The 18,563-nt window shown below is 66.5% G+C and carries 15 protein-coding genes and 1 pseudogene; 4 read left to right on the forward strand and 12 right to left on the reverse strand.

Features of this window, described 5'->3' with window-relative positions:
- Positions 1-150: 150 nt before the first annotated feature.
- Positions 151-528 carry an HIRAN domain-containing protein gene (locus E3O44_RS04655; protein WP_134532881.1) on the reverse strand — a complete coding sequence of 126 codons (378 nt, stop codon included), beginning with the start codon at positions 526-528 and terminating at the stop codon, positions 151-153.
- 538 nt (positions 529-1,066) lie between these two features.
- On the opposite strand from E3O44_RS04655, the gene E3O44_RS04660 reads away from it, so the two are divergent.
- Positions 1,067-1,723, forward strand: coding sequence for a hypothetical protein (locus E3O44_RS04660; RefSeq protein WP_134532883.1), 657 nt, complete (start codon positions 1,067-1,069; stop codon positions 1,721-1,723).
- Positions 1,724-1,770: 47 nt separating this feature from the next.
- Here the strand turns inward: E3O44_RS04660 and E3O44_RS04665 are convergent.
- The 4 genes and pseudogenes from E3O44_RS04665 to E3O44_RS04680 form a co-directional block, all read right to left on the reverse strand.
- Positions 1,771-2,037 (reverse strand): annotated as a pseudogene (locus E3O44_RS04665) (LLM class flavin-dependent oxidoreductase); the annotation flags it as partial.
- A gap of 76 nt (positions 2,038-2,113) precedes the next feature.
- A complete protein-coding gene (locus E3O44_RS04670; RefSeq protein WP_134532885.1) occupies positions 2,114-2,539 on the reverse strand; it encodes a DUF7715 family protein in 426 nt (141 codons plus the stop codon).
- A 101-nt stretch (positions 2,540-2,640) separates the two neighbouring features.
- Positions 2,641-3,597 (reverse strand): aggregation-promoting factor C-terminal-like domain-containing protein, encoded by a 957-nt coding sequence (locus E3O44_RS19360; protein WP_174775026.1) that lies wholly within the window; start codon positions 3,595-3,597, stop codon positions 2,641-2,643.
- Positions 3,598-3,936: 339 nt separating this feature from the next.
- Positions 3,937-4,749 (reverse strand): aggregation-promoting factor C-terminal-like domain-containing protein, encoded by an 813-nt coding sequence (locus tag E3O44_RS04680; protein ID WP_134532887.1) that lies wholly within the window; start codon positions 4,747-4,749, stop codon positions 3,937-3,939.
- Between the two features lie 290 nt (positions 4,750-5,039).
- Here E3O44_RS04680 and E3O44_RS04685 point away from each other — a divergent pair, with 290 nt between their 5' ends.
- Complete coding sequence (locus E3O44_RS04685; protein WP_134532889.1) at positions 5,040-5,639, forward strand: histidine phosphatase family protein; 600 nt, start codon at positions 5,040-5,042, stop codon at positions 5,637-5,639.
- Between the two features lie 102 nt (positions 5,640-5,741).
- Here E3O44_RS04685 and E3O44_RS04690 read toward each other — a convergent pair whose 3' ends face one another.
- The 6 genes from E3O44_RS04690 to E3O44_RS19135 all read right to left on the reverse strand — a co-directional run bounded on the left by E3O44_RS04690 (position 5,742) and on the right by E3O44_RS19135 (position 14,519).
- Positions 5,742-6,401 carry a bifunctional 4-hydroxy-2-oxoglutarate aldolase/2-dehydro-3-deoxy-phosphogluconate aldolase gene (locus E3O44_RS04690; protein WP_134532890.1) on the reverse strand — a complete coding sequence of 220 codons (660 nt, stop codon included), beginning with the start codon at positions 6,399-6,401 and terminating at the stop codon, positions 5,742-5,744.
- Positions 6,398-7,519, reverse strand: coding sequence for a sugar kinase (locus E3O44_RS04695; protein ID WP_241976029.1), 1,122 nt, complete (start codon positions 7,517-7,519; stop codon positions 6,398-6,400). The genes E3O44_RS04690 and E3O44_RS04695 overlap by 4 nt, the downstream gene beginning before the upstream one ends.
- On the reverse strand, positions 7,495-9,039 hold the full coding sequence (locus E3O44_RS04700; RefSeq protein ID WP_134532892.1) for a UxaA family hydrolase: 1,545 nt from the start codon (positions 9,037-9,039) through the stop codon (positions 7,495-7,497). The genes E3O44_RS04695 and E3O44_RS04700 overlap by 25 nt, the downstream gene beginning before the upstream one ends.
- A 61-nt stretch (positions 9,040-9,100) precedes the next feature.
- A complete protein-coding gene (locus tag E3O44_RS04705) occupies positions 9,101-10,567 on the reverse strand; it encodes a glycoside-pentoside-hexuronide (GPH):cation symporter (RefSeq protein WP_198415866.1) in 1,467 nt (488 codons plus the stop codon).
- Positions 10,568-10,707: 140 nt separating this feature from the next.
- A complete protein-coding gene (gene uxaC / locus E3O44_RS04710) occupies positions 10,708-12,093 on the reverse strand; it encodes a glucuronate isomerase (protein ID WP_134532894.1) in 1,386 nt (461 codons plus the stop codon).
- A 68-nt stretch (positions 12,094-12,161) separates the two neighbouring features.
- Complete coding sequence (locus E3O44_RS19135; RefSeq protein WP_166792538.1) at positions 12,162-14,519, reverse strand: tagaturonate reductase; 2,358 nt, start codon at positions 14,517-14,519, stop codon at positions 12,162-12,164.
- Positions 14,520-14,737: 218 nt separating this feature from the next.
- Here E3O44_RS19135 and E3O44_RS04720 point away from each other — a divergent pair, with 218 nt between their 5' ends.
- Both E3O44_RS04720 and E3O44_RS04725 read left to right on the forward strand, forming a co-directional pair.
- Entirely contained in the window at positions 14,738-15,535 is a 798-nt protein-coding gene (locus tag E3O44_RS04720) for an IclR family transcriptional regulator (protein WP_166792539.1), read from the forward strand.
- A gap of 263 nt (positions 15,536-15,798) precedes the next feature.
- Complete coding sequence (locus E3O44_RS04725; protein ID WP_134532897.1) at positions 15,799-17,322, forward strand: HNH endonuclease signature motif containing protein; 1,524 nt, start codon at positions 15,799-15,801, stop codon at positions 17,320-17,322.
- 388 nt (positions 17,323-17,710) lie between these two features.
- Here the strand turns inward: E3O44_RS04725 and E3O44_RS04730 are convergent, their stop codons facing one another.
- Positions 17,711-18,553: an alpha/beta fold hydrolase gene (locus E3O44_RS04730; protein ID WP_134532899.1), complete on the reverse strand. Its 843-nt coding sequence runs from the start codon at positions 18,551-18,553 to the stop codon at positions 17,711-17,713.
- Positions 18,554-18,563: the final 10 nt, after the last annotated feature.

An 18,563-nucleotide genomic window follows, 5' to 3' on the forward strand; every position in this document is an offset into this window, starting at 1 on the left:
GACTGCGACTAGCCAGAGGGCGTCACCGCGGCGCCTGTTGAGCCCGTTTGTCATATGCCTATCGACGCGAATGCCTGACCAGCTATTACTTCTCCCATTTGTCTGCAAACCGACGCTACCGTGCGATTAGCGTCGATACCTACGCCGCCACTAGCCTAACGAGGCCCTGAGGGTATTGGTCGTTCGCATGTAAGGCGTGCGAATATCTACGATCAGCCCGGCGTCGCCCTTCTTCACGACACCGTTCACTACCGGCAATTTGCCGCGCGCGGCCATAGCCAAAGACAGCCCCTGGAGGGCTTCAGTCGCTTTGTCACCGCCAGGCAGATAGCCGACGTGGATCAGTGCGCCGCCCTTCATCCCCATAACGCGGACCGCGTGCTTGTCGGCCTTGTTCGTCGGCTCGGCGACGAGGGCGAATATGTGCTTGCCCGCGCCGAGCTTCTTCAGTTCGACCTGGCGGAAGGACACGCCGCGGACGAAGACCGTCGATTCTTCCGGAACGAACTCCGTGTCGTACTTCTGCACCGGCGCCGCTCTAAATCGATCAAGAATTCCCACTATGCCCCCATCTGGATATTCCGAGCCTATGACTCCGCCCCACCGCTGGTGCCAACAGTAGCCTTCGGCGCGTCGCCTAATAGCGCAAGCAACTCAGCTCGCCGGCACTCCAGCCGCTCCTGCGAGTCTCGTTGACCTTCTCGAAGCGCCTCGACGATCGGCGGGAAGTACTGCCTGTCACGCTGGGCGACATTCACCTGAAGTGCGATCAAGTAGTCGCGCGTGGAGTCATTCGCCGCTCTACATGCCATTAGCAGCTCAGCTGCGGGGAGGAGAGCGCCGTCAGCCGACGGGCCTTCGACCATCGGCCACGGGCTCGCATCATCTCGCGATAAGCGCCGCGCAGCTCATCGGAGTCTCGGTCCAGAATCACAATCTGACGATTGAGGCTGTTCACCTGCCCCTTCCCAACGCGCCGCCTGTCCCAAAAATCAGACCACAACAGCACTCAATAAAGTGAATTTGACCGGGAATTTAAATCACGGTGACCACATATGCTGGACGAATGGACCCTTCAGTAGTCGGCGTGCTTGCCGCAACGTTCGGCAGTACAGGCCTCGCGGGCGCCCTTGCGTATGGCGTGAACTTCTCCCGCGTGGTTCGCCTTCGGAAATCCGTAAGAGAGTCCCTCGAACTCGCGAGTTCCTTCGAAATCGGATCAGTGTCTCGGTCGGCGCTGAATAACGCTGCCGAGCGTGACGCCGTGCGGCTTGCTTCCTTGTCGCTCGTCCAGCATCCGACGGGAATGCGCAGCGCCATTCTTATGGTTCTGGCGAGCGCTGGATTCGGTGCCGTCATGCTGGCGAGACTTCGTGACGAAGCCCAGTCCGCCCCGTTGTCGAAGGCTGTGGATTCCTTGGGGTGGCAGCTGACAGGTTTTGCCATCGGCTACGTCTTGTTCATGGTGCTTGCTCTCGACCTTATGGTGACCTCACGTCGCGATCGCGTAGTTAGATCGATATTGGTCAAGGGAAAGGTCGAACTGCGCTGGAACGGCAATGTCGCCCTCGATCAGCGCCTTTTCGACGTTCGCTACTCCGCCGAAAGCGACGCAGAGAAGAAACGAATTGCCTGGGAAATCAAGAAATCGCGCGCTTCAAGACGTGCTGCTGCCAAACGACCAGTGCCCGCCCGGCAAGTTCCAGCTACCGAGCTGCAATAGACTCCTGCCGGACCAGAGAAGACCATCTGCCAGCAGGATTACTACGTATGTAGCGGGTTCTCGTAGCGCACGTCGATGACGCCCGTGCCGAGCTCGATCCGGCTCGTGCGCGCCGACATCGCCGCGAGCAGCGGAAACGGCGAGGCGAATTGCCGCGCGAAGTGGTGCACGCGCACTTATGCCCCGTCGACACCGAGTTCCTCTGCGGCCACCGCGAGCTCCACCGTCTGGAGCAGGGCGTCGCGTGCGGTGCGGGCGAGGGAGCCCCGCACCGCGTGGTGGTGGCCGAACGAGAGGAATCCGACGCGCTTCATGCCGCGGTGCAGCGCGGATGGGGCGCCGAGTTTTCCCGGCGCCGCGCCGGCGACGCCGCTGCCCGGGCCGGGCGCGCTACCCGCGCTCGCTCCCGCTTCGTTTCTTCCCCCCGGGCACCCGACGCACGTTGAGCGTGTCGAGGCGGCGCTCCACCACGGTCCCCTCCTCGAGGATCGTCGCGAGAGTGATCAGCTCGTCGACGACCTCCGGCACCGGGCGCGCCTGGCAGCAGACACACCAGCCGAGCGCGTCGAAGCAGGCCCGCAGGGCCTGCTCGCAGTCGCCCCTGGTCAGGCCGGCCACGTCGGACACCCGCGCCGTCGTCGTGGATTGGAGCGAATTCATGCCACTGAACGAGCGTCCGCAACCGCAGTCCCCGTAGGGCGCCCACCGGCTGTACGGGCACGGCTCGAGCATCCACACGAGTTCACCCTCGGTGCACCCGTTCGAGTCTCTGCTGCGGCTTCCTTGCGTCGAGCCGGTGGCCACCAGTACCTTCATTCCGTCCTCCTCGGTCTCGGCACGAGCCTCAGGGAGTGGATGGAACGACGCTAACAGCGGCCACCGACATCCGCAGCGGTGGAGCGGTGGTTACGACCCGATCAGTAGTAGCCGAAGGACTCGGAGTGCGCCCAGGCCGAGCAGGGCGTGCCGTAGGCCGACTTGATGTAGCCGAGGCCCCAGCTGATCTGGGTCGCTGCATTCGTCGCCCAGTCCGAACCCGCAGACGCCATCTTGCTGCCGGGCATTGCCTGAGGGATACCGGTGGCCCCACTGGAGCTGTTGTACGCCGCGTAGTTCCAGCCGGATTCCCTCTGCCACAACTGGCTGAGGCAGCTGAACTCCCCGCTGCCCCAGCCGTACCGGGAGGAAGCCATCGCACTCGCTGTCGCGCGCGCGCCGGCCGGGCTGTTGTCCCCCGACGACGCCGCTTGCGGTGCGGCAGCGGCCGCCGCAGCTGCAGCAGCCGCCTTCGCTGCTTTGGCCGCCTGGGCAGCCTGGGCTTCGACTGCGGCCCGCGCGGCGGCGGCTGCCGCCTCAGCGGCGGCCTTCTCGGCAGCGATACGGTCGACTTCCGCGACGGCGGCCTGCACGGTGCTCGTCTCCGTCTTGGTCCGGGCGGTCAGCGACTCGACCTGATCGATGGGCAGAACCTGGAAACTCGCGAGCGAACTCGCCGCCGCGGTCAGAGTGGAAGCATCCACTTTGTTCGCGGCTGCGGCGATGACCTGGTTGGCGTCGGCCAACGCGGCGGATGCCGCATCCTCGGCGTGTGACTTCGCGATGGAGGTGTAGACGGTGAGCTGGTCGTGCTGCCGGCCCGTCGCCGCTGCGACGTCGACGGTGGCCGCGATCCGGCTCTCGGAGCGCGTGGCCGCCTCGGCGGCCGCACTGACGGCGAAGCCGCTTCCGTCCACGATCACGGCGATCGCGAGACCGGCCGTGAGGAGGGTGAACCGTGGGGAGCGATGCCCCCGGGTGCGCGTCCTGCGGGAAGCCCGGGTGTCGACCGGAGCCGAAGCTGCTGGCGAATCTGGTGCTGATGGAGATGAGTTCATGTTTCCTGCAATCGGGAACCGGCGCGAAAAACGGTCCGGTCCGCTGAGTGTCAGGCCCACGCTCTCGGTGACGGCGTGGGCGAATTGGCCATAGTGCAGACGCTTTCTGGCAAAGTCCCGACCAAAACCTCCGGAAGTCATCCACGCCGGCAGCCGGCGACTGGGTCCTCCGGAGTGGCGGGCCGGACGAGGTCCGGTCCGCCACTGTCAGGGAGCGGAAGTGTCCGTTCCTGAGTTTTTCTCAGGGAATTGCTTCCCGTTTACGGCCGGCCGCCGTCTGACCGACGGACCACAGCGACGGAACGCAGCGAAGGAACGCAGCGACGGATCAGTGCGCGATCAGTAGTAGCCGAAGGACTCGGAGTGCGCCCAGGCCGCGCACGGCGTCCCATAGGAGCCGGCGATGTAGCCGAGGCCCCAGGCGACCTGCGTTGCGGCGTTCGTGGCCCAATCGGAGCCGGCCGAGGCCATCTTGCTCCCGGGAAGCGCCTGCGGGATACCGGTGGCCCCACTCGGGTTGTAGGCCGTGTACGACCAGCCGGACTCTCTCTGCCAGAGCTGCACGAGGCAGCTGAACTGGCCGTCGCCCCAGCCGTACTTCGAGGAGGCGAGGCTCTGGGCCACCGCTTTCGCCCCGGCCGGCGTGTTCGATGCGGCGAGGGCCTGCAGCCGCTGCGCCTCCGCCGCGGCGGCTGCGGCGGCCGCCTTCTCTGCTGCGATGCGGTCTGCTTCCGCTGCCGCGGCTTCGACGGTTGTGGAGATGGCGGCCGCGCGCTGGGTCAGCGACTCGACCTGGTCGATGGGCAGCACCTGGTAGCTCGCGAGCGAGCTCGCGACGTCGCTCAGGGTGGTCGCGTCGACCTTGTTCTGTGCGCTGGCGAGCACCGCGTTGGCCCGGTCGAGGGCGGCCGCGGCGGCGTCCTTCGCGTGCACGGTGGCGATCGAGTCGTACACCGCCAGTTGGTCGCGCTGGCGTCCGGTGCTGTCGGAGAGGGCGGTGGTGGCGGCCGCGCGGTCCTGGGCGGCGTTCGCGGTTTGAAGGGCGAAGGAACCGCCGGTGACGACGGCGACGGCGACCGCGGAAGCCAGGGAAATGGCGATGATCCGGCGAGAATGCGGGGAACGGCGGAGAGGTGCTGAATGCGATGTCATATGGTCCCGGTGTCGCAAGCGCGGGCGCACGAACAGGGTTTCGTGGGCCAGCACTCACTGGTCTCAGGCCCGCGCGCTCGGATGCTGCGCAGGCGAATCGGCCATAGTGGCCGGGATTCCTGCACAAACCATCCCTTTTCCCTCCGAAAGTCATGGGAATCGCGCTGCGTTCCGCACCCGTGCCCCGCCCTCCTCCGCGACGAGCCTGTCTAAACTCGAAGAATCGACAGGTTCATTTCGGTCGATATCCGCGGACGTTCCCACGAAACTGAAGATCACGGGGTTTCATCATGACCGCGCACGACATCGTCCTGGTCCGGCACGGGCAGACCGAATGGAGCATCTCCGGTCGGCACACCGGGCGCACCGATATCCCCCTCACCGACCTCGGCCGGCAGCAGGCGGATGCGCTCGGCGAGATGCTCGACGGCGAGGCATTCCCGACGGTGCTGTCCAGCCCCCTGCAGCGGGCCTGGGAGACCATGGAACGCGCGGGATATGCCGCGCAGGGCATCGCTTCCCAGGACATTCTCGAATGGGACTATGGCGTGTTCGAAGGGCGAACGACCGAGGACATCCGGCGGGAGATCCCAGACTGGTCAGTGTGGACGCATCCGATGACCGGTGGGGAGTCCGCCGATGCGGTCGGCGCGCGTGCCGACCTCGCCATCGAGCAGTGCCTGGCCGCTCCGGGCCCTGTCGCCGTGTTCGCGCACGGGCACTTCCTGCGCATCATGACGGCCCGCTGGATGGGCCTGCCCGCCTCAGCGGGAAAGCACTTCAGCCTCGGGACTGCGACGGTGTCCACCCTCGGCTGGGAACGCGACAACCGCGTACTGCAGATGTGGAACGACGCCTGCCACCTGAACTCGATGGACCCGGTTCTCTGAGCAGGCGTCATCCCGGCACGCTTTAAAGCGCAAACGCGGCGCCCAGGGGCCGAAGCACGTCCTGGACGCCGCAGTCTTTGTGCGACTCGGTCTTGCTGAGTCTTACTTCCGGCCTGCACCCGTCAGAGCGGATGCTGCGCTGGCGGCGATGATGCCGCGCACGAGCTCGAGCTGGGCGTCGTCCCCGAAGGAGGAACTCAGGCCGACGACACTGACTCCGGAGGAGAGGAAGTCGGGCGCGTTGAGCGCGGTGACTCCGCCGGTGGCGATGAAGTTCATGTCGGGGTACGGGCCCTTCATGGACTTCGCCCAGTTCGGGCCGAGGATCGAGGCCGGGAAGACCTTGACCCAGCGGAGGCCGAGCGCACGAGCCTGGAGGATCTCGGTCGCGGTGGCCACCCCCGGAAGGTGCGGGATGCCGCGGCGAACGCTCTCCGCGACGATCTCCGGGCTGAAGCCCGGGGACACGGTGAAGGCAACGCCGACCTTTTCGGCAGCGTCGAGCTGCTCGAGGTTGGTGACGGTGCCGGCGCCGACGACGAGGCCGCGCTCGGCAGCCGCTTCTGCGACGGCCTTCAGGACGGGAACCGCGTCGGCGGTCTGGATCGGAATCTCGACATGCTGGACGCCGGCATCCCAGGCGCGCTCGGAGAGGCGCACGGATTCGGTCAGCGAGAGGCCACGCAGAACGGCGAGGACGGGGACCCGGAAGAAGTCTCCGGGGAACCACTCAGCGGTGGGAAGGGCGGTTGTGCTGGTCATGCGGACAGTCTCCTAAGATCGGTTCGATCGGATTGTGAGTCGTGGGCGTCGGAGTCGATCCCGACAGTGGTCCGGGGTTCGGCGCCGGCTTCCGGCGTTGCGGCGAACAGTCCGTGACCGGGCCGGAAGTCCTCCCGGCTGCCGAGCGCCCAGGCTGCGAGCGCGTGGCCGTGAGTCAGCCGGACTTCGGAGGACTCCCCGTTCAGGAGTGCGGACAGGTACCCGGCAGCGAAGGCGTCGCCTGCCCCGACCGGCTCGACGACCTCGACCTTGCGGGCGGGAACGACCGTCGTGCGGCGGGTGCCATCGGGGAGGAGGGCGTACTCCGTCGCGTCGACGGCCCCGTCCTTGACGATGAGGTACGGCACGTCGGGCAGCAGGGCCCGCACGTCTCCGGACGTGACGCAGCCCCAGATGGTGGCGGCTTCGTCGAGCCCGACGAGGACGACCGTCGCCTTGGCGGCGAGCTCCCGCAGCCGGGGTCCTGCAACGCTCACGGGCCAGAGCTTGGACCGGTAGTTGACGTCGAACGACACCGAGGTGCCCCACTCGGCCGCGTGGTCGAGCACGTGTTCCACCAGGGCGGAGCAACTCGGCGACAGCGCGGGCGTGATGCCGCTCGTGTGGATCAGGTGGGCGGACTGGAGGGGCCAGCCCGCGACATCCGCCACGCCCAGTTGGGAGGCGGCGGAGCCCGCACGATAGTAGAAGACGTGCGCGCCGGAGCCGGTGTCCGGCTCCTTGAGGTACAGTCCGGTCGGGCTGGCCGTGGTGCGGTTCACCCAGCGGGTGTCCACTCCCCCGCAGTCGAGCGTCGAAATGACCTTGGTGCCGATCGGGTCCTGGCCGACATTGCCGGCCCAGGCCACGTGGTGGCCGAGCTCGGCGAGGTGCGCCGCCACGTTGGACTCCGCACCGCCGACGCCGAGGTGGAAGCCCTCTGCGATGTCGAGCGAGGTCGTCGAGGTCGGGGTGAACATGCCCATGGTCTCGCCGAAGCAGACCACCTGCGGGTCACCCTGCGCGACGCCGGAGCCGACCGGGTTGCCCGGCTCGTCCTGCAGCGCCTGGGCGCCCGCCTGCTCGTCCGTCATCAGGTCACGGCCCCGATGTGCCACGGCACGAACTCTTCCTGGCCGACATTGAACTCTTCGCTCGTGGTCTGCTTGCCGGAGGCGACGGCGATGATCATGTCGAGGATCTCGGCGCCGACCTCTTCGACGCGGGCGGTGCCGTCGGCGATCCGTCCGGCGTTGATGTCGACGTCGTCACCCTGGCGCACGAACAGCGCGGTGTTGGTGCCGACCTTGATGCTCGGGGTCGGCTTGCAGCCGAAGACCGAGCCGCGGCCGGTCGTGAAGACGACGACCGTCGCGCCACCGGCGACGAGGCCGGTGACGGACACCGGGTCGTAGCCGGGGGTGTCCATGAATCCGAGGCCACGCACGCTCATCGGTTCGGCGTATTCGTAGACCGCTGCGAGGTCGGCGCGGCCGGCCTTCGCGACGGCGCCGAGCGACTTCTCCAGGATGGTGGTGATGCCGCCGGCCTTGTTGCCGGGTGAGGGGTTGTTGTCCATCGTGCCGCCCCCGGTGACGATGTACTTCTCCCACCAGTTGATCCGGTCGATCAGCTTGAGGCCGACCTCGCGGGAGGTGGCGCGGGCGGTGAGCAGGTGCTCTGCGCCGTAGATCTCCGGCGTCTCGGCGAGCACGGATGTCGCGCCGTTGGCCACGAGGACATCGGACGCCCAGCCGAGGGCCGGGTTCGCGGTGATGCCCGAGTAGCCGTCGGAGCCGCCGCAGTTGAGACCGAGGACGAGTTCCGAGATGTCGATGGGCTCGCGGCGGCGTTCGTCGAGCTTTTCCGCCATCTCGAGGATCGCCTCGACGCCGGCCGCGACGGTGGCGCGCATGCCGCCCGTCTCCTGGATGGAGAGGGTCGTGAGGAGGGTGTCTGCCGGGAGCTCGCCCTGGCCGAGAATGACGTCGGCCGGCGTCATTTCGCAGCCGAGGCTGAGGACGAGCACGCCGGCGATGTTCGGGTGGGCCGCGTAGCCGTTGAGGGTGCGGACGAGCATCTGCGCGCCCTCGCTCTCGAGGACCAGGCCGCAGCCGCTCTGGTGGGTCAGGGCGATGACGCCGTCGACGTGCGGGAAGCGGTCGAGCAGGTCGCCGCGGAAGCGGTCCGCGATCAGCTTGGCGGTCGTGCCGGAGCAGTTGACCGTCGTGAGGATCGCGATGTAGTTGCGGGTGCCGGCGCGCCCGGATGCCCGACGGTAGCCGTCGAAGGTGCGACGTACCGTCGGTGCGGGCAGCTCGGTGTGCACGGTACCGAACTCGTGCACGCGGGCACCGAGGTCCATCCCGAGGTTCTGGCTGTGCACGTGTTCGCCACGCACGATCGGCGCCGTCGCGGTGCCGATCGACTGGCCGTACTTGTGAACCTTGTCCCCGACCGCAACCGATCCGAGTGCGATCTTGTGGCCGCTGGGCACGGCCCCGACCACATTCAGAACGCTGTCCCCCAGGGTGATGGCTTCTCCGGGAACGAGGTCCCTGAGGGCGACAGCGACGTCGTCGCCCTCCGCCATGACGAGCACGGATGTGCCTGTCGCAATGCTGTTGATGTGGCTCATGAGATCTTTCTCTCTGGGGTGCTGATGAAAGCGGTCGGGGTGGTTCGCTGCCGACGGGTGACTACGCCTTGGTGGCCGCGGGGGCCTCTTCGCCGATGATGCCGTGTTCCCAGCGACCCTCTTCGAGGTCGATGGCGATGGCGTGGTACTTCTCGTCGCTCAGGCTGTAGAGGAAGTAGATGATGACGGCGGCGATGGTGAGCGCGATGGCGGGGTAGATCGTCATGACGGCCTTGATACCGGCGAGCGTCTCGGTGGACTGGGTTGTGGCCTTGACGACGTAACCGGTGATCGCGAGCATTCCGGCTCCGACGAGAGCGGCGAGGGACTGGGCGACCTTGCGGGAGAAGTTGAATGCGGCGTAGGTCATGGTTTCCTTGCGGACACCGGTGTGCCATTCGCCGTAGTCGATCGTGTCGGAGACGAAGGCCCAGGTGACACCGTTCGGGATTGCCAGCGCGGCGTAACCGATGGTGACGAGGATCATGAACGTCCACAGGTTGGTCGGGATGACGAAGTTGAGGCCGTTGGCGACGATGGAGATGATGAATCCGGCCATGGCCGTCTTCTTCTTGCCCCACTTGGCCACCATCTTCGGGATGAACATGATGCCCACGATCGAGGCACCGATCATGACGAGGTTGAGGACGGCCTGGAGGGCGATGTTGCCGAGGTTGTACTGGGCGAAGAAGATCATCATCATGTTGTTGACGTTCATCGAGGAGATGGTGAAGAGCGTCATGAGAACGAGGGCGAGGAGCGGCTTGTTGGTGAAGATCGCCTTGGCGTAGTCCTTCACGCCGTTCTTGTCGAAGCCGACGGCACGGTTGACGTAGACGCGCTCCTTGGTGCCGCGGTAGCAGATGTAGAAGGAGACGACGCCGATGATGGCCATGATCATCGCGGCGAACATGTAGTTCTGGGCGGTCATGCCACCGAACATCATCATGATCGGGATGAACGCGAAGCCACAGATCCACTGGGCGCCGAGCGAACCGGCCTGGCGGCTGGTCGCGAGCTCAGCGCGGTCCTTGATGTCGCGGGTCATCACCGAGGCGAGGGAGCCGTACGGGTCGTTGGTGAAGGAGTAGATGATGCCCCACACCGCGTACGTGCCGGCGGCGAAGGCGATCTTCCAGCCCATTTCCACGTCGGGCATGGTGAAGGTGACGACGGTCATAACGGCGAGCACGATGGAGGAGACCATCATGACGGGACGGAATTTTCCGCGCTTGCCGAAGCGGCGGCTGTCGATGAATGCGGCCGCGAGCGGGTCCATGCAGGCATCGAACAGTTTGCTGAGCGTAAAGATAAGCGCGACTACAGCGGGCGCGATGCCGGCGGTGTCGATCCAGAACTTGGTCAGGTACGACTGTCCGAGGTCGAACATGAAGCCGTTACCGAAGTCGCCGAAGCCATAGGCGACCTTCTCTTTGCGGGAGATGCGTTCAATAACGGTGACGCCGGCAGAGCCTTCTGGTCCGGTGGCCCCCATGGCGCCGGGCAGGCCCTTTGTGGTTGTACTCATAATGCGGATTCACTCCTATGTGCTGGATTTAATGGGGTCGTGCTGGTCGTGCTGTTTCGTGCGTTCGTGCGTTCGTGCGTTCGTGCAGAAGTACTGTGCGGGTGGATGCTTCGAGCGGGTAAGCGCCGGAGCCGAACGGGCTAGAACCCGAAGTAGGTGTTCGCGTTGTTGAACGAGATGTCTTCGACCATCCGGCCGAGGATGGCCTCGTCGTCGGGAACTTCGCCGAGTTCGACCCATTCGCCGATCAGTTCGCAGAGGATGCGGCGGAAGTACTCGTGGCGCGGGTAGGAGAGGAAGCTGCGGGAGTCCGTGAGCATGCCGACGAAGTTGGAGAGCAGGCTCTCCTCCGCGAAGGTCGACAGCTGCAGGCGCATGCCGTTGCGGGTGTCGTTGTGCCACCAGGCGTTGCCGAGCTGGAGCTTCTGGACGACGTCCTTCTGATAGCAGGCCATCAGGGTGATCAGCGGCAGGTAGTCGTTCGGGTTGAGCGAGAAGATGATCGTGCGGGGAACCGCATCCTCGGATTCCATCGCGTTGAAGAGCCTGGCGAGGGGCTCGGCGATGTTGCGGTCGTTGATCGCGTCGTAGCCGGTGTCGGCGCCCATGCGGGCGAAGCCCGGGTCGTTGATGTTGCGCAGGGCGTGGATGTGGTACTGCATCGTCCAGTCCTTGGCGCTGTAGATGCGCATCAGGGCCTTGAGCAGAGCCGTGCGGTACTGCGCGATCTCGTTCGCGGTCAGGGTGCCGCCGGCGAGGGCGGTCGTGACGATCGTGTCGAGTTCGGCCGGGGTGGCCTCTTCGTAGACGACGATGTCGAGGGCGTGGTCCGACAGGCGTCCGCCCATGGTGTGGAAGAAGTCGACGCGCTTGGTGAGTGCCTCGACGATGTCCGCGAACGCGGTGATGGTGACTCCCGCCGCCGTGCCGAGCGTGGCGATGTACGCCGCGTAGCCGGCCTGGTCGATGTTCAGGGTCTTGTCGGGACGGAACGCCGGGAGCACCTTGAACGCGCTCTCAGTCTTGAGCAGCTCGTGGACGTGCAGATCGTCGGCGGGGTCGTCCGTCGTGACGACGACCTTGACGTTCATGTGCGTGATCAGCTTGCGGCGGGAAAACTCCGGGGTGGCGAGCAGCAGGTTGGCCGCGTCGTAGATCTCGCGGGCGGTCTCGCGGCTGATCACGGTGTCGATGCCGAAGAAGCGCTTGAGTTCGAGGTGCGCCCAGACGTAGAGCGGGTTGCCGAGCGCCTTTTCGAGGGTGCCTGCCCAGGCGTAGAACTTGTCGAAGTCGGCGCCGTCTCCGGTGATGAGGCGCTCGGGGACCCCGTTGGTGCGCATCAGGCGCCACTTGTAGTGGTCGCCGCCGAGCCAGGCCTCGGTGATCGTCGCGAAGTTGCCGTCGTCGAGGATCTCCTGAGGGCTCAGGTGGCAGTGGTAGTCGACAATCGGCATGTTCTTCGCGTGATTGTGGAAGAGCTTCTTCGCCATCGGCGTGGTGAGCAGGAAATCGTCATTCAAAAACATCAGAAACAGTCCTTTGTTCCGTGCAGTCGTTGTTGTGTGTGAAGCAGTGGTGGGGGTGATTCAGCCGATCAGGCCAGGAGCGCGATGGTCGCGCGGGCGCCGAGCGTGCGCAGGTTGTCGAGGCCGGTGGTGACCTCGGCGACGAGGCCGGGGAGTTCGGTGAGGTCGCGGCCCCAGAGCGAGTCGTCGCCGAGGATCGCTTCGACGTAGTCGGCCGTCACGTTGCTGCCGGTCGTAGTGGCCGTCGTGTATGCGGCGTGGAAGGTGGCGAGCACCTCGTCGCTGTCGACGGGGACGACGGTGACATTCGCGTCGCCGCTGTAGGTGAGCAGCAGTGCGGACAGGGCCAGGGTGACGCGGGGCGGGAAGGTGCCGACCTTCTCGTGGAAGTTGACCAAGATCGGCAGCAGACGGGACTTGTACTTCGAGATGCTGTTGAGCGCGATCGAGGCGAGCTCGTGGTGCATGAAACGGTTCTCGAAGCGTTCCTTGACGGACTCGGCGTATGCGGCGAGTTCGTCGTGCGGCAGGTCGATGACCGGGATGATCTCTTCGTACATTTCCGCGTTCACGAACTGGGAGAACTCGGGGTCGATCATCACGTCGCGCACGGTCTCGACGCCGGCGAGGCGAGCGATCGAGGCCATCGTGGTGTGCGGGGCGTTCAGCAGGAACACCTTGCGTTCGCGGTACGGCGTCATGTCGTCGGTGACGGTCACGTTGAGGCCGGCCTTCGCGAGCGGAAGGGACTCGGTCAGCGACTGCGGTCCTTCGATGACCCAGAGCAGGAACGGCTCGGCCTTGACGATCGACTGGTCGTCGTAGCCGAATTCCTCGGCGAGCTCGGCGGCGCGGTCGGCCGGGTAGCCGGGAACGATCCGGTCGACGAGGCTGGAGTAGAAGGTGTTGTCGGTGTTGACCCACTGGACGAACGCGGCGTCGAGTTCCCAGAGCGCGGCGGTCGCGAGGACGGATTCCTTGAGCTTGTCGCCGTTGTGCTCGATGAGCTCGCACGGGATGATCTGGAAGCCCTTCTTACCGAGCGAGAAGCGCTCGAAGAGGAGAGCGGTGAGCTTGCCGGGGAAGCTGTGCTGGGGCTTGTCGTCCAAACGGTCACGGTCGTCGAACGCGATGCCGGCCTCGGTCGTGTTGGAGAAGATGAACTCGATGTTGTCGTCGTTGGCGAGGTCCAGGTACTTCTGGTTGTCGACGTACGGGTTGACGGTTCCGGTGACCACGGTGATGACCTCGTGGCTCTGCACGTCCTTGCCGTCCTGCAGGCCTTCGAGGAGAACCGTGTAGAGGTTGTCCTGCTCCTCGAGGGAGGCGACGCGGCCGCCTTCGATGGGCTGGACGATCTTCACGCCGCCGTTGAAGAGGCCCTGGTTGTTCATCTGCTGCAGCTGCCAGTCGACGAACGCGCGGAGGAAGTTGCCCTCGCCGAACTGGATGGCCTTCGTGGGCAGTTCCGCGATCGCGGGAACAACGCTCTTGGACAGTCTCTGCATGGTCTTCGTGTTCCGTTCGGTAGAAGTGGCTGTGACGGTGACCTGCATGGTCGACGTCGCTCCGGGGTCGAGGGTGATGAAGTGGGCGCCGACGTTGCACGTCTCTGCACAGGCGGTTTCGGTCCACTCGTCGGTGCCGTAGTCGGCGATGGCTGCGGCCTTGATGCGGCCGGCGTTCCAGACGACCGTCTGCGCGGCGCCCTGCGATACGGCGCGGAGGATGCGGTCGTTCGCCGGGTCGCTGAGTTCCAGCGCATCGGGCATCGGGTAGAGGCGATCGATTTCGTCGCCGGTGAAGCCGAGCGGCAGGAGGGAGGAGCCCTCGGTGGCCGGCTTGGTGGAGCGGTCCGTGTAGCCGAGCGTCTCGAGCCCGGTGAGGGTGCTCGTCGTGACGTCGCCGACGGCGAAGTAGGTGTGGAAGGCTTCCTCGAACGCGAACGGGGTGGCGCCGTCGTTGCGGACGGTCAGCTCGAGGCCGAGCTCGGCGCCGACGGTGACCGTGTAGTGCGCGGTGAAGGGGTGGAATCCCGCGGGAACGCCGACGCTGTCCTGGGTCAGTTCGAAGACGAGCTCGGTGGCAGCGGCGGCGGCGGTCGCGGCGTCCAGGGTGCGGGAGTCGACGAGCGACCACGTGGAGAGGCGCGCCCAGCCGTGGTTGGGAGCGGAAGCATCCGTGCCGTTCGGGCCGAACCAGGGGAAGCAGAGGGGAACGCCGCCGCGGAGCGGGTCGGTCTCGGAGAAGACGCCGAAGGCGCTCATCCAGAGCACGGGCTTGCCGCCTGCGGGAGTCCAGTCGGCGACGTGCGCGCCGTGCAGGTAGATGAGGGCGGATGCCGCGGGTGTGGTGACTTCGATGGCGGCGAGGCCGCCGTGGCCGTCCACCAGACGGATGCCCTGTGCGAGCTCCTGGGTTGTCATGCGTACTCCTCTTTGAGGCGAGAGACGTGAGGCGAGGTGTGGCGGAGCCTGGTAATCGTTCCGTTCAGCAGAACGCATGTCCGTCAGATGAAACACTAGCACTCGCTTACAGGTTCCTTCCACCTGCTTTCACGGTAGAATTGCCGTATTGAGTTCCATCGGGCAGAACCGCCCCTTCATGGTGCACAATGCACAATCTTTGGCCGCAGGAGGACAAAATGTCAGCGACTTTGATCGACGAATCTCACACTTCGGACGAGGCGGGCGAACCCACGAAGGACAGCGCCGCGCGCAAGCTGCTCCGAGTGCTCGAAGCCGTGTCGAACCCCGGCGAAACGCACCGGTTGAGCGACCTGGTTAAGGAGACGGGCCTCTCGAAGACGAGCGTGTTCCGTCTGCTGTCCGAGCTCGTGGACGACGGCTACGTCAGTCGCACGGCGGAAGGGGCGTACGCACCGGGACGCGCGCTGCGACTCCTCGGACTACGTCTGACCGCGAGCACGGAGGATTCCGACCGCGTGCGCACCCGGCTGCAGCGCCTGCAGCAGGACGTGCACAGCACCATCCACTTCGCGCTCCGCACCGGAGACTGGGCCACCTACGTCGAGAAGATCGAGGACACCGCGCAGCCGATCCGGATGGCGTCCCGGGTCGGCGCCCAGATCCCGCTGCACTCGACCGCGATCGGAAAGGCCGTCCTGGCCTACCTCCCCGAGAGCGAGGTGCGGCGGTACGCCGTGAACACCGGGCTGCCGCGGCGCACGGACAACACCATCACGGACGTCACCCGCCTCCTCGCCGACGGTGAACTTGTACGCAATCGCGGCTACTCGATCGACGATGAGGAGAACGAGGAGCACATCCGCTGCATGGCGACGCCCGTTTTCGACACCCGGCACAATCTGCTGGGCGGAATCGGCATCACCACAATCGCACCTTTGGTGACGCAGGCGAAGCTCGAGTCGTACGCCCCCCTTCTCCTCACCGCGGCACGCGACATCATGTCCCTCGTCTAGGCCTGGATGTCATTCGTCTAGCCCTGGCCGACACGTTGGGAGCGCTTCGCGGCCACGTGGGGCTGCTGCGAGCCGACGTTCCAGACGCCCCGCTGGACTGGAGTCGCTCATCGGGGAGCCCGGTAATCTTTCCGCACGTGATCTGTCTGGACGATTGACGGCTGCCGACGTTCGCCAGGAGGCTTTCACCGGGTTTTCCACAGGTCACCTGTGGGGCGTGCGGATGCCGGTGGAATGTCGGTGGTGGTCCGTAGAGTGCCCCCATGACAGCTGAAGAACCCTCAGAATCTCACCTGGACTGCACGGCGGAACCACCGCCAGGTACCCCTCCCAGGGCCCCTGCCAACGTCCCTCCCGATGTCCCTCCCGACGTGCCTCCTGACGTCCCTCCCGACGTGCCTCCTGACGTCCCTCCCGACAGCTACCTCAACGCCCGCCACCTCGGCCTGGTGGAGCCGTCCTTGGCCGAGGTGTATGACGCGATCAAGGAGGCGGACCGGGAGATGAACCGGGCCGCCGCGAAGCGGGCGGCGGCGATCTATGCCGCGCAGCGGGTGCTCATCGACGTCGGGAGGGCCCGAGCCGAGGCCGCCGTGCAGGCCGGCGGGCGGCGCCCGCCGTGGTCGCCGGAAGAGGCCACGAAGGAAGAGTTCACCTGCGAGGTCGGCGCCCTGCTCCGGCTGCCGCGGCGCACGACGGAGACCCTGATCGAAGCCAGCCGTACCCTCGCCGAAGAACTCCCCGCAACCCGGGAAGCCCTTGCAACCGGGGCGATCAGTTACCGGCACGCGCAGGTGATCATGGATCAGGCGTGGGGCATCACCGTCGACGGCGACCCAGAAGCGGCCGCCCGGGCCCGGGCCGTGTTCGAGGACATCCTCGTGCCCGATGCGGAGTTCCTGACCGTGGCGAAGCTCGCCGACCGGGCCCGCCGGGTGCGGGAACGCACCCACCCGGAGACCATCACCGCCCGGCACCAGAAAGGCGTCGAGGACCGGCACCTGGTCTTTCAGGCCCTCAACGACAGCATGGCGTCCCTGTACGTGACTGGCGATGCCGAGAAGATCCAGGCCGCGTATCACCGCACCCTCGACACCGCCCTCACCCTGCAACGCCCGGACGAGACCCGCACACTGACCCAGCTCGCGGCGGACGTGCTCACCGACGTCCTGATCGGCGGGGTCACCCCGGACGGGACCGGTGCCGGGGTCGCCGCTCAGGTGAATGTCACCGTCCCGGTCCTCACCCTCCTCGGGAAGAGTGAGGAACCCGGGTATCTGGCCGGGTACGGGCCGATCGACCCCGACACCGCGAGGCGCCTGGCGGCGAGGGCGCCAAGTTTCACCCGGCTGCTCACCCACCCCGAGACCGGGGTCGTGCTCTCGATGGGACGCGACACCTACAAAGTCCCGGCCGCGCTCAAGAAGTGGCTCGAGGTACGGGATGAAACCTGCACCTTCCCCGGCTGCCGCCGCTCCGCCAAACGCTCCGACGTGGACCACAGCGTCGAATGGCAACACGGCGGGCAGACCGACGCGATGAATCTCGCCCACCTCTGTCCGTATCACCACGCGGTGAAGAGCTACACGCGGTGGACACCCCGGCACCTGGGTGACGGTCGTATCGAGTGGACGTCCCCGGCCGGGTACCGCTACATCGTGGAACCCTCCGCCGACATGCGACCACCCAAACATCCCAAACCCGCACCGAAACCACCGGCCCCGATCGTCGACGTCTGGAACCTCGACCCCGAACCCAACGACCCCGACAACCCGAACCCGTTCTAGGCCGCTCGCCCACGCGGGCTCCGCGAAGCCGCCCTTTCCGAAGAGGCGCAGTCGCTCCCGGTAGATCGGAGGCCGGGCAGAGGCATCGCCGCTCCGGGTAGACCGGAGGCCGAACAGAAACGCAACCCCTCCCGGCAGACCGGAGGCTGGGCAGAAACGCGACCCCTCATGGCGGACCCGAGGCCGGGCAGAAACGCAACCCCTCCCGGCAGACCCGAGGCCGGGCAGAAGCGCAACCCCTCCCGGCAGACCGGACGCCGGCCAGAAGCGCAGCCGTTCCGGGCAGACCGGGCCGAACAGAATCGCAACCCCTCCCGGCAGACCGGTGGCCGGGCGCGGAAGTTGTGACGCGGCATCCGCGCGGTGTGCGGCCCTGAGCAGAGCCTGCTCAGGAAGGGCCCCCGAGGAAGGCGACGATTCGTTCGCCGACCACCGGCCAGTCAGCACCGAGCCAGACCATGTGGCTATCTGCGTGACTCTCGACGAGTTCGGCAGAACGGATGCTTGAGGCGAGCGAGAGGGACTGCGCGAAGGGCACTCCGCCGTCGGACCGGGTGGCGATCACGAGGGTGGGCTGATCGATCCGGGCGGTGATATCGGGGGTGGGGCGCAGGTCGTTGACAAACCCGCGTCCGGAGCTCATCCGCCGGAACAGCGCGAGGAGTCCGGCGCGGGCACCCGCGTCCAACCCGTCCAGGACCTCGCCCACCGGGCGGGTGGACAGCGCTCCCATCATCACGCGCAGACAGACGGAGGGAGTAAACCGGGCGAGCGCGTGGACCAGGCCCCAGGTGACCCTCCCGGTCACGCCGTTGAAACCGATCCGGGATGCCAGGCGAGTGACCGGGCCCGGGTACGGCAGCCAGCCGACTGCGCTGATCAGGATCAGCCGGTGGACGAGGCCGGCGTGCCGCGCGGCGAACGTCGCGGCGGTCGGTCCGCCGCCGGAAATTCCGACGACGGCCGCCACCCCGGTGATGCCCAGGTGCTCGCACAGGTCACCGACGACATCCGCGAATCCGGTCACGGTCGTCCCGGTGGACAGCGGCGTGCGCCCGTAGCCAGGTCGGGAGGGTGCGAGCACGGTGTAGCCGGCAGCGGCGAACACCTCCTCGCCGACCGCGATCCCGGCGCGGAGATGCCCGCCGTGGAAGACCACGATCACCGGGGACGCGCGAACATCGAGCCGGTACTCGACCGAACCCGCTGCCAGGCGCGTCGTCCGCAACATCCGCCCGCGG

Source organism: Cryobacterium algoricola (assembly GCF_004402485.1).
Taxonomy (GTDB): Bacteria; Actinomycetota; Actinomycetes; order Actinomycetales; family Microbacteriaceae; genus Cryobacterium; species Cryobacterium algoricola.

Bases quoted from the DNA above. Each gene is read 5' to 3' on its own strand.
- E3O44_RS04670 (WP_134532885.1), bottom strand. From the start codon at position 2,539: ATGAAGGTACTGGTGGCCACCGGCTCGACGCAAGGAAGCCGCAGCAGA.
- E3O44_RS04690 (WP_134532890.1), bottom strand. From the start codon at position 6,401: ATGACCAGCACAACCGCCCTTCCCACCGCTGAGTGGTTCCCCGGAGAC.
- E3O44_RS04685 (WP_134532889.1), top strand. From the start codon at position 5,040: ATGACCGCGCACGACATCGTCCTGGTCCGGCACGGGCAGACCGAATGG.
- E3O44_RS19135 (WP_166792538.1), bottom strand. From the start codon at position 14,519: ATGACAACCCAGGAGCTCGCACAGGGCATCCGTCTGGTGGACGGCCAC.
- E3O44_RS04725 (WP_134532897.1), top strand. From the start codon at position 15,799: ATGACAGCTGAAGAACCCTCAGAATCTCACCTGGACTGCACGGCGGAA.
- E3O44_RS04720 (WP_166792539.1), top strand. From the start codon at position 14,738: ATGTCAGCGACTTTGATCGACGAATCTCACACTTCGGACGAGGCGGGC.
- uxaC (WP_134532894.1), bottom strand. From the start codon at position 12,093: ATGTTTTTGAATGACGATTTCCTGCTCACCACGCCGATGGCGAAGAAG.
- E3O44_RS04680 (WP_134532887.1), bottom strand. From the start codon at position 4,749: ATGACATCGCATTCAGCACCTCTCCGCCGTTCCCCGCATTCTCGCCGG.
- E3O44_RS04700 (WP_134532892.1), bottom strand. From the start codon at position 9,039: ATGAGCCACATCAACAGCATTGCGACAGGCACATCCGTGCTCGTCATG.
- E3O44_RS04730 (WP_134532899.1), bottom strand. From the start codon at position 18,553: ATGTTGCGGACGACGCGCCTGGCAGCGGGTTCGGTCGAGTACCGGCTC.
- E3O44_RS04660 (WP_134532883.1), top strand. From the start codon at position 1,067: ATGGACCCTTCAGTAGTCGGCGTGCTTGCCGCAACGTTCGGCAGTACA.
- E3O44_RS04705 (WP_198415866.1), bottom strand. From the start codon at position 10,567: ATGAGTACAACCACAAAGGGCCTGCCCGGCGCCATGGGGGCCACCGGA.
- E3O44_RS19360 (WP_174775026.1), bottom strand. From the start codon at position 3,597: ATGAACTCATCTCCATCAGCACCAGATTCGCCAGCAGCTTCGGCTCCG.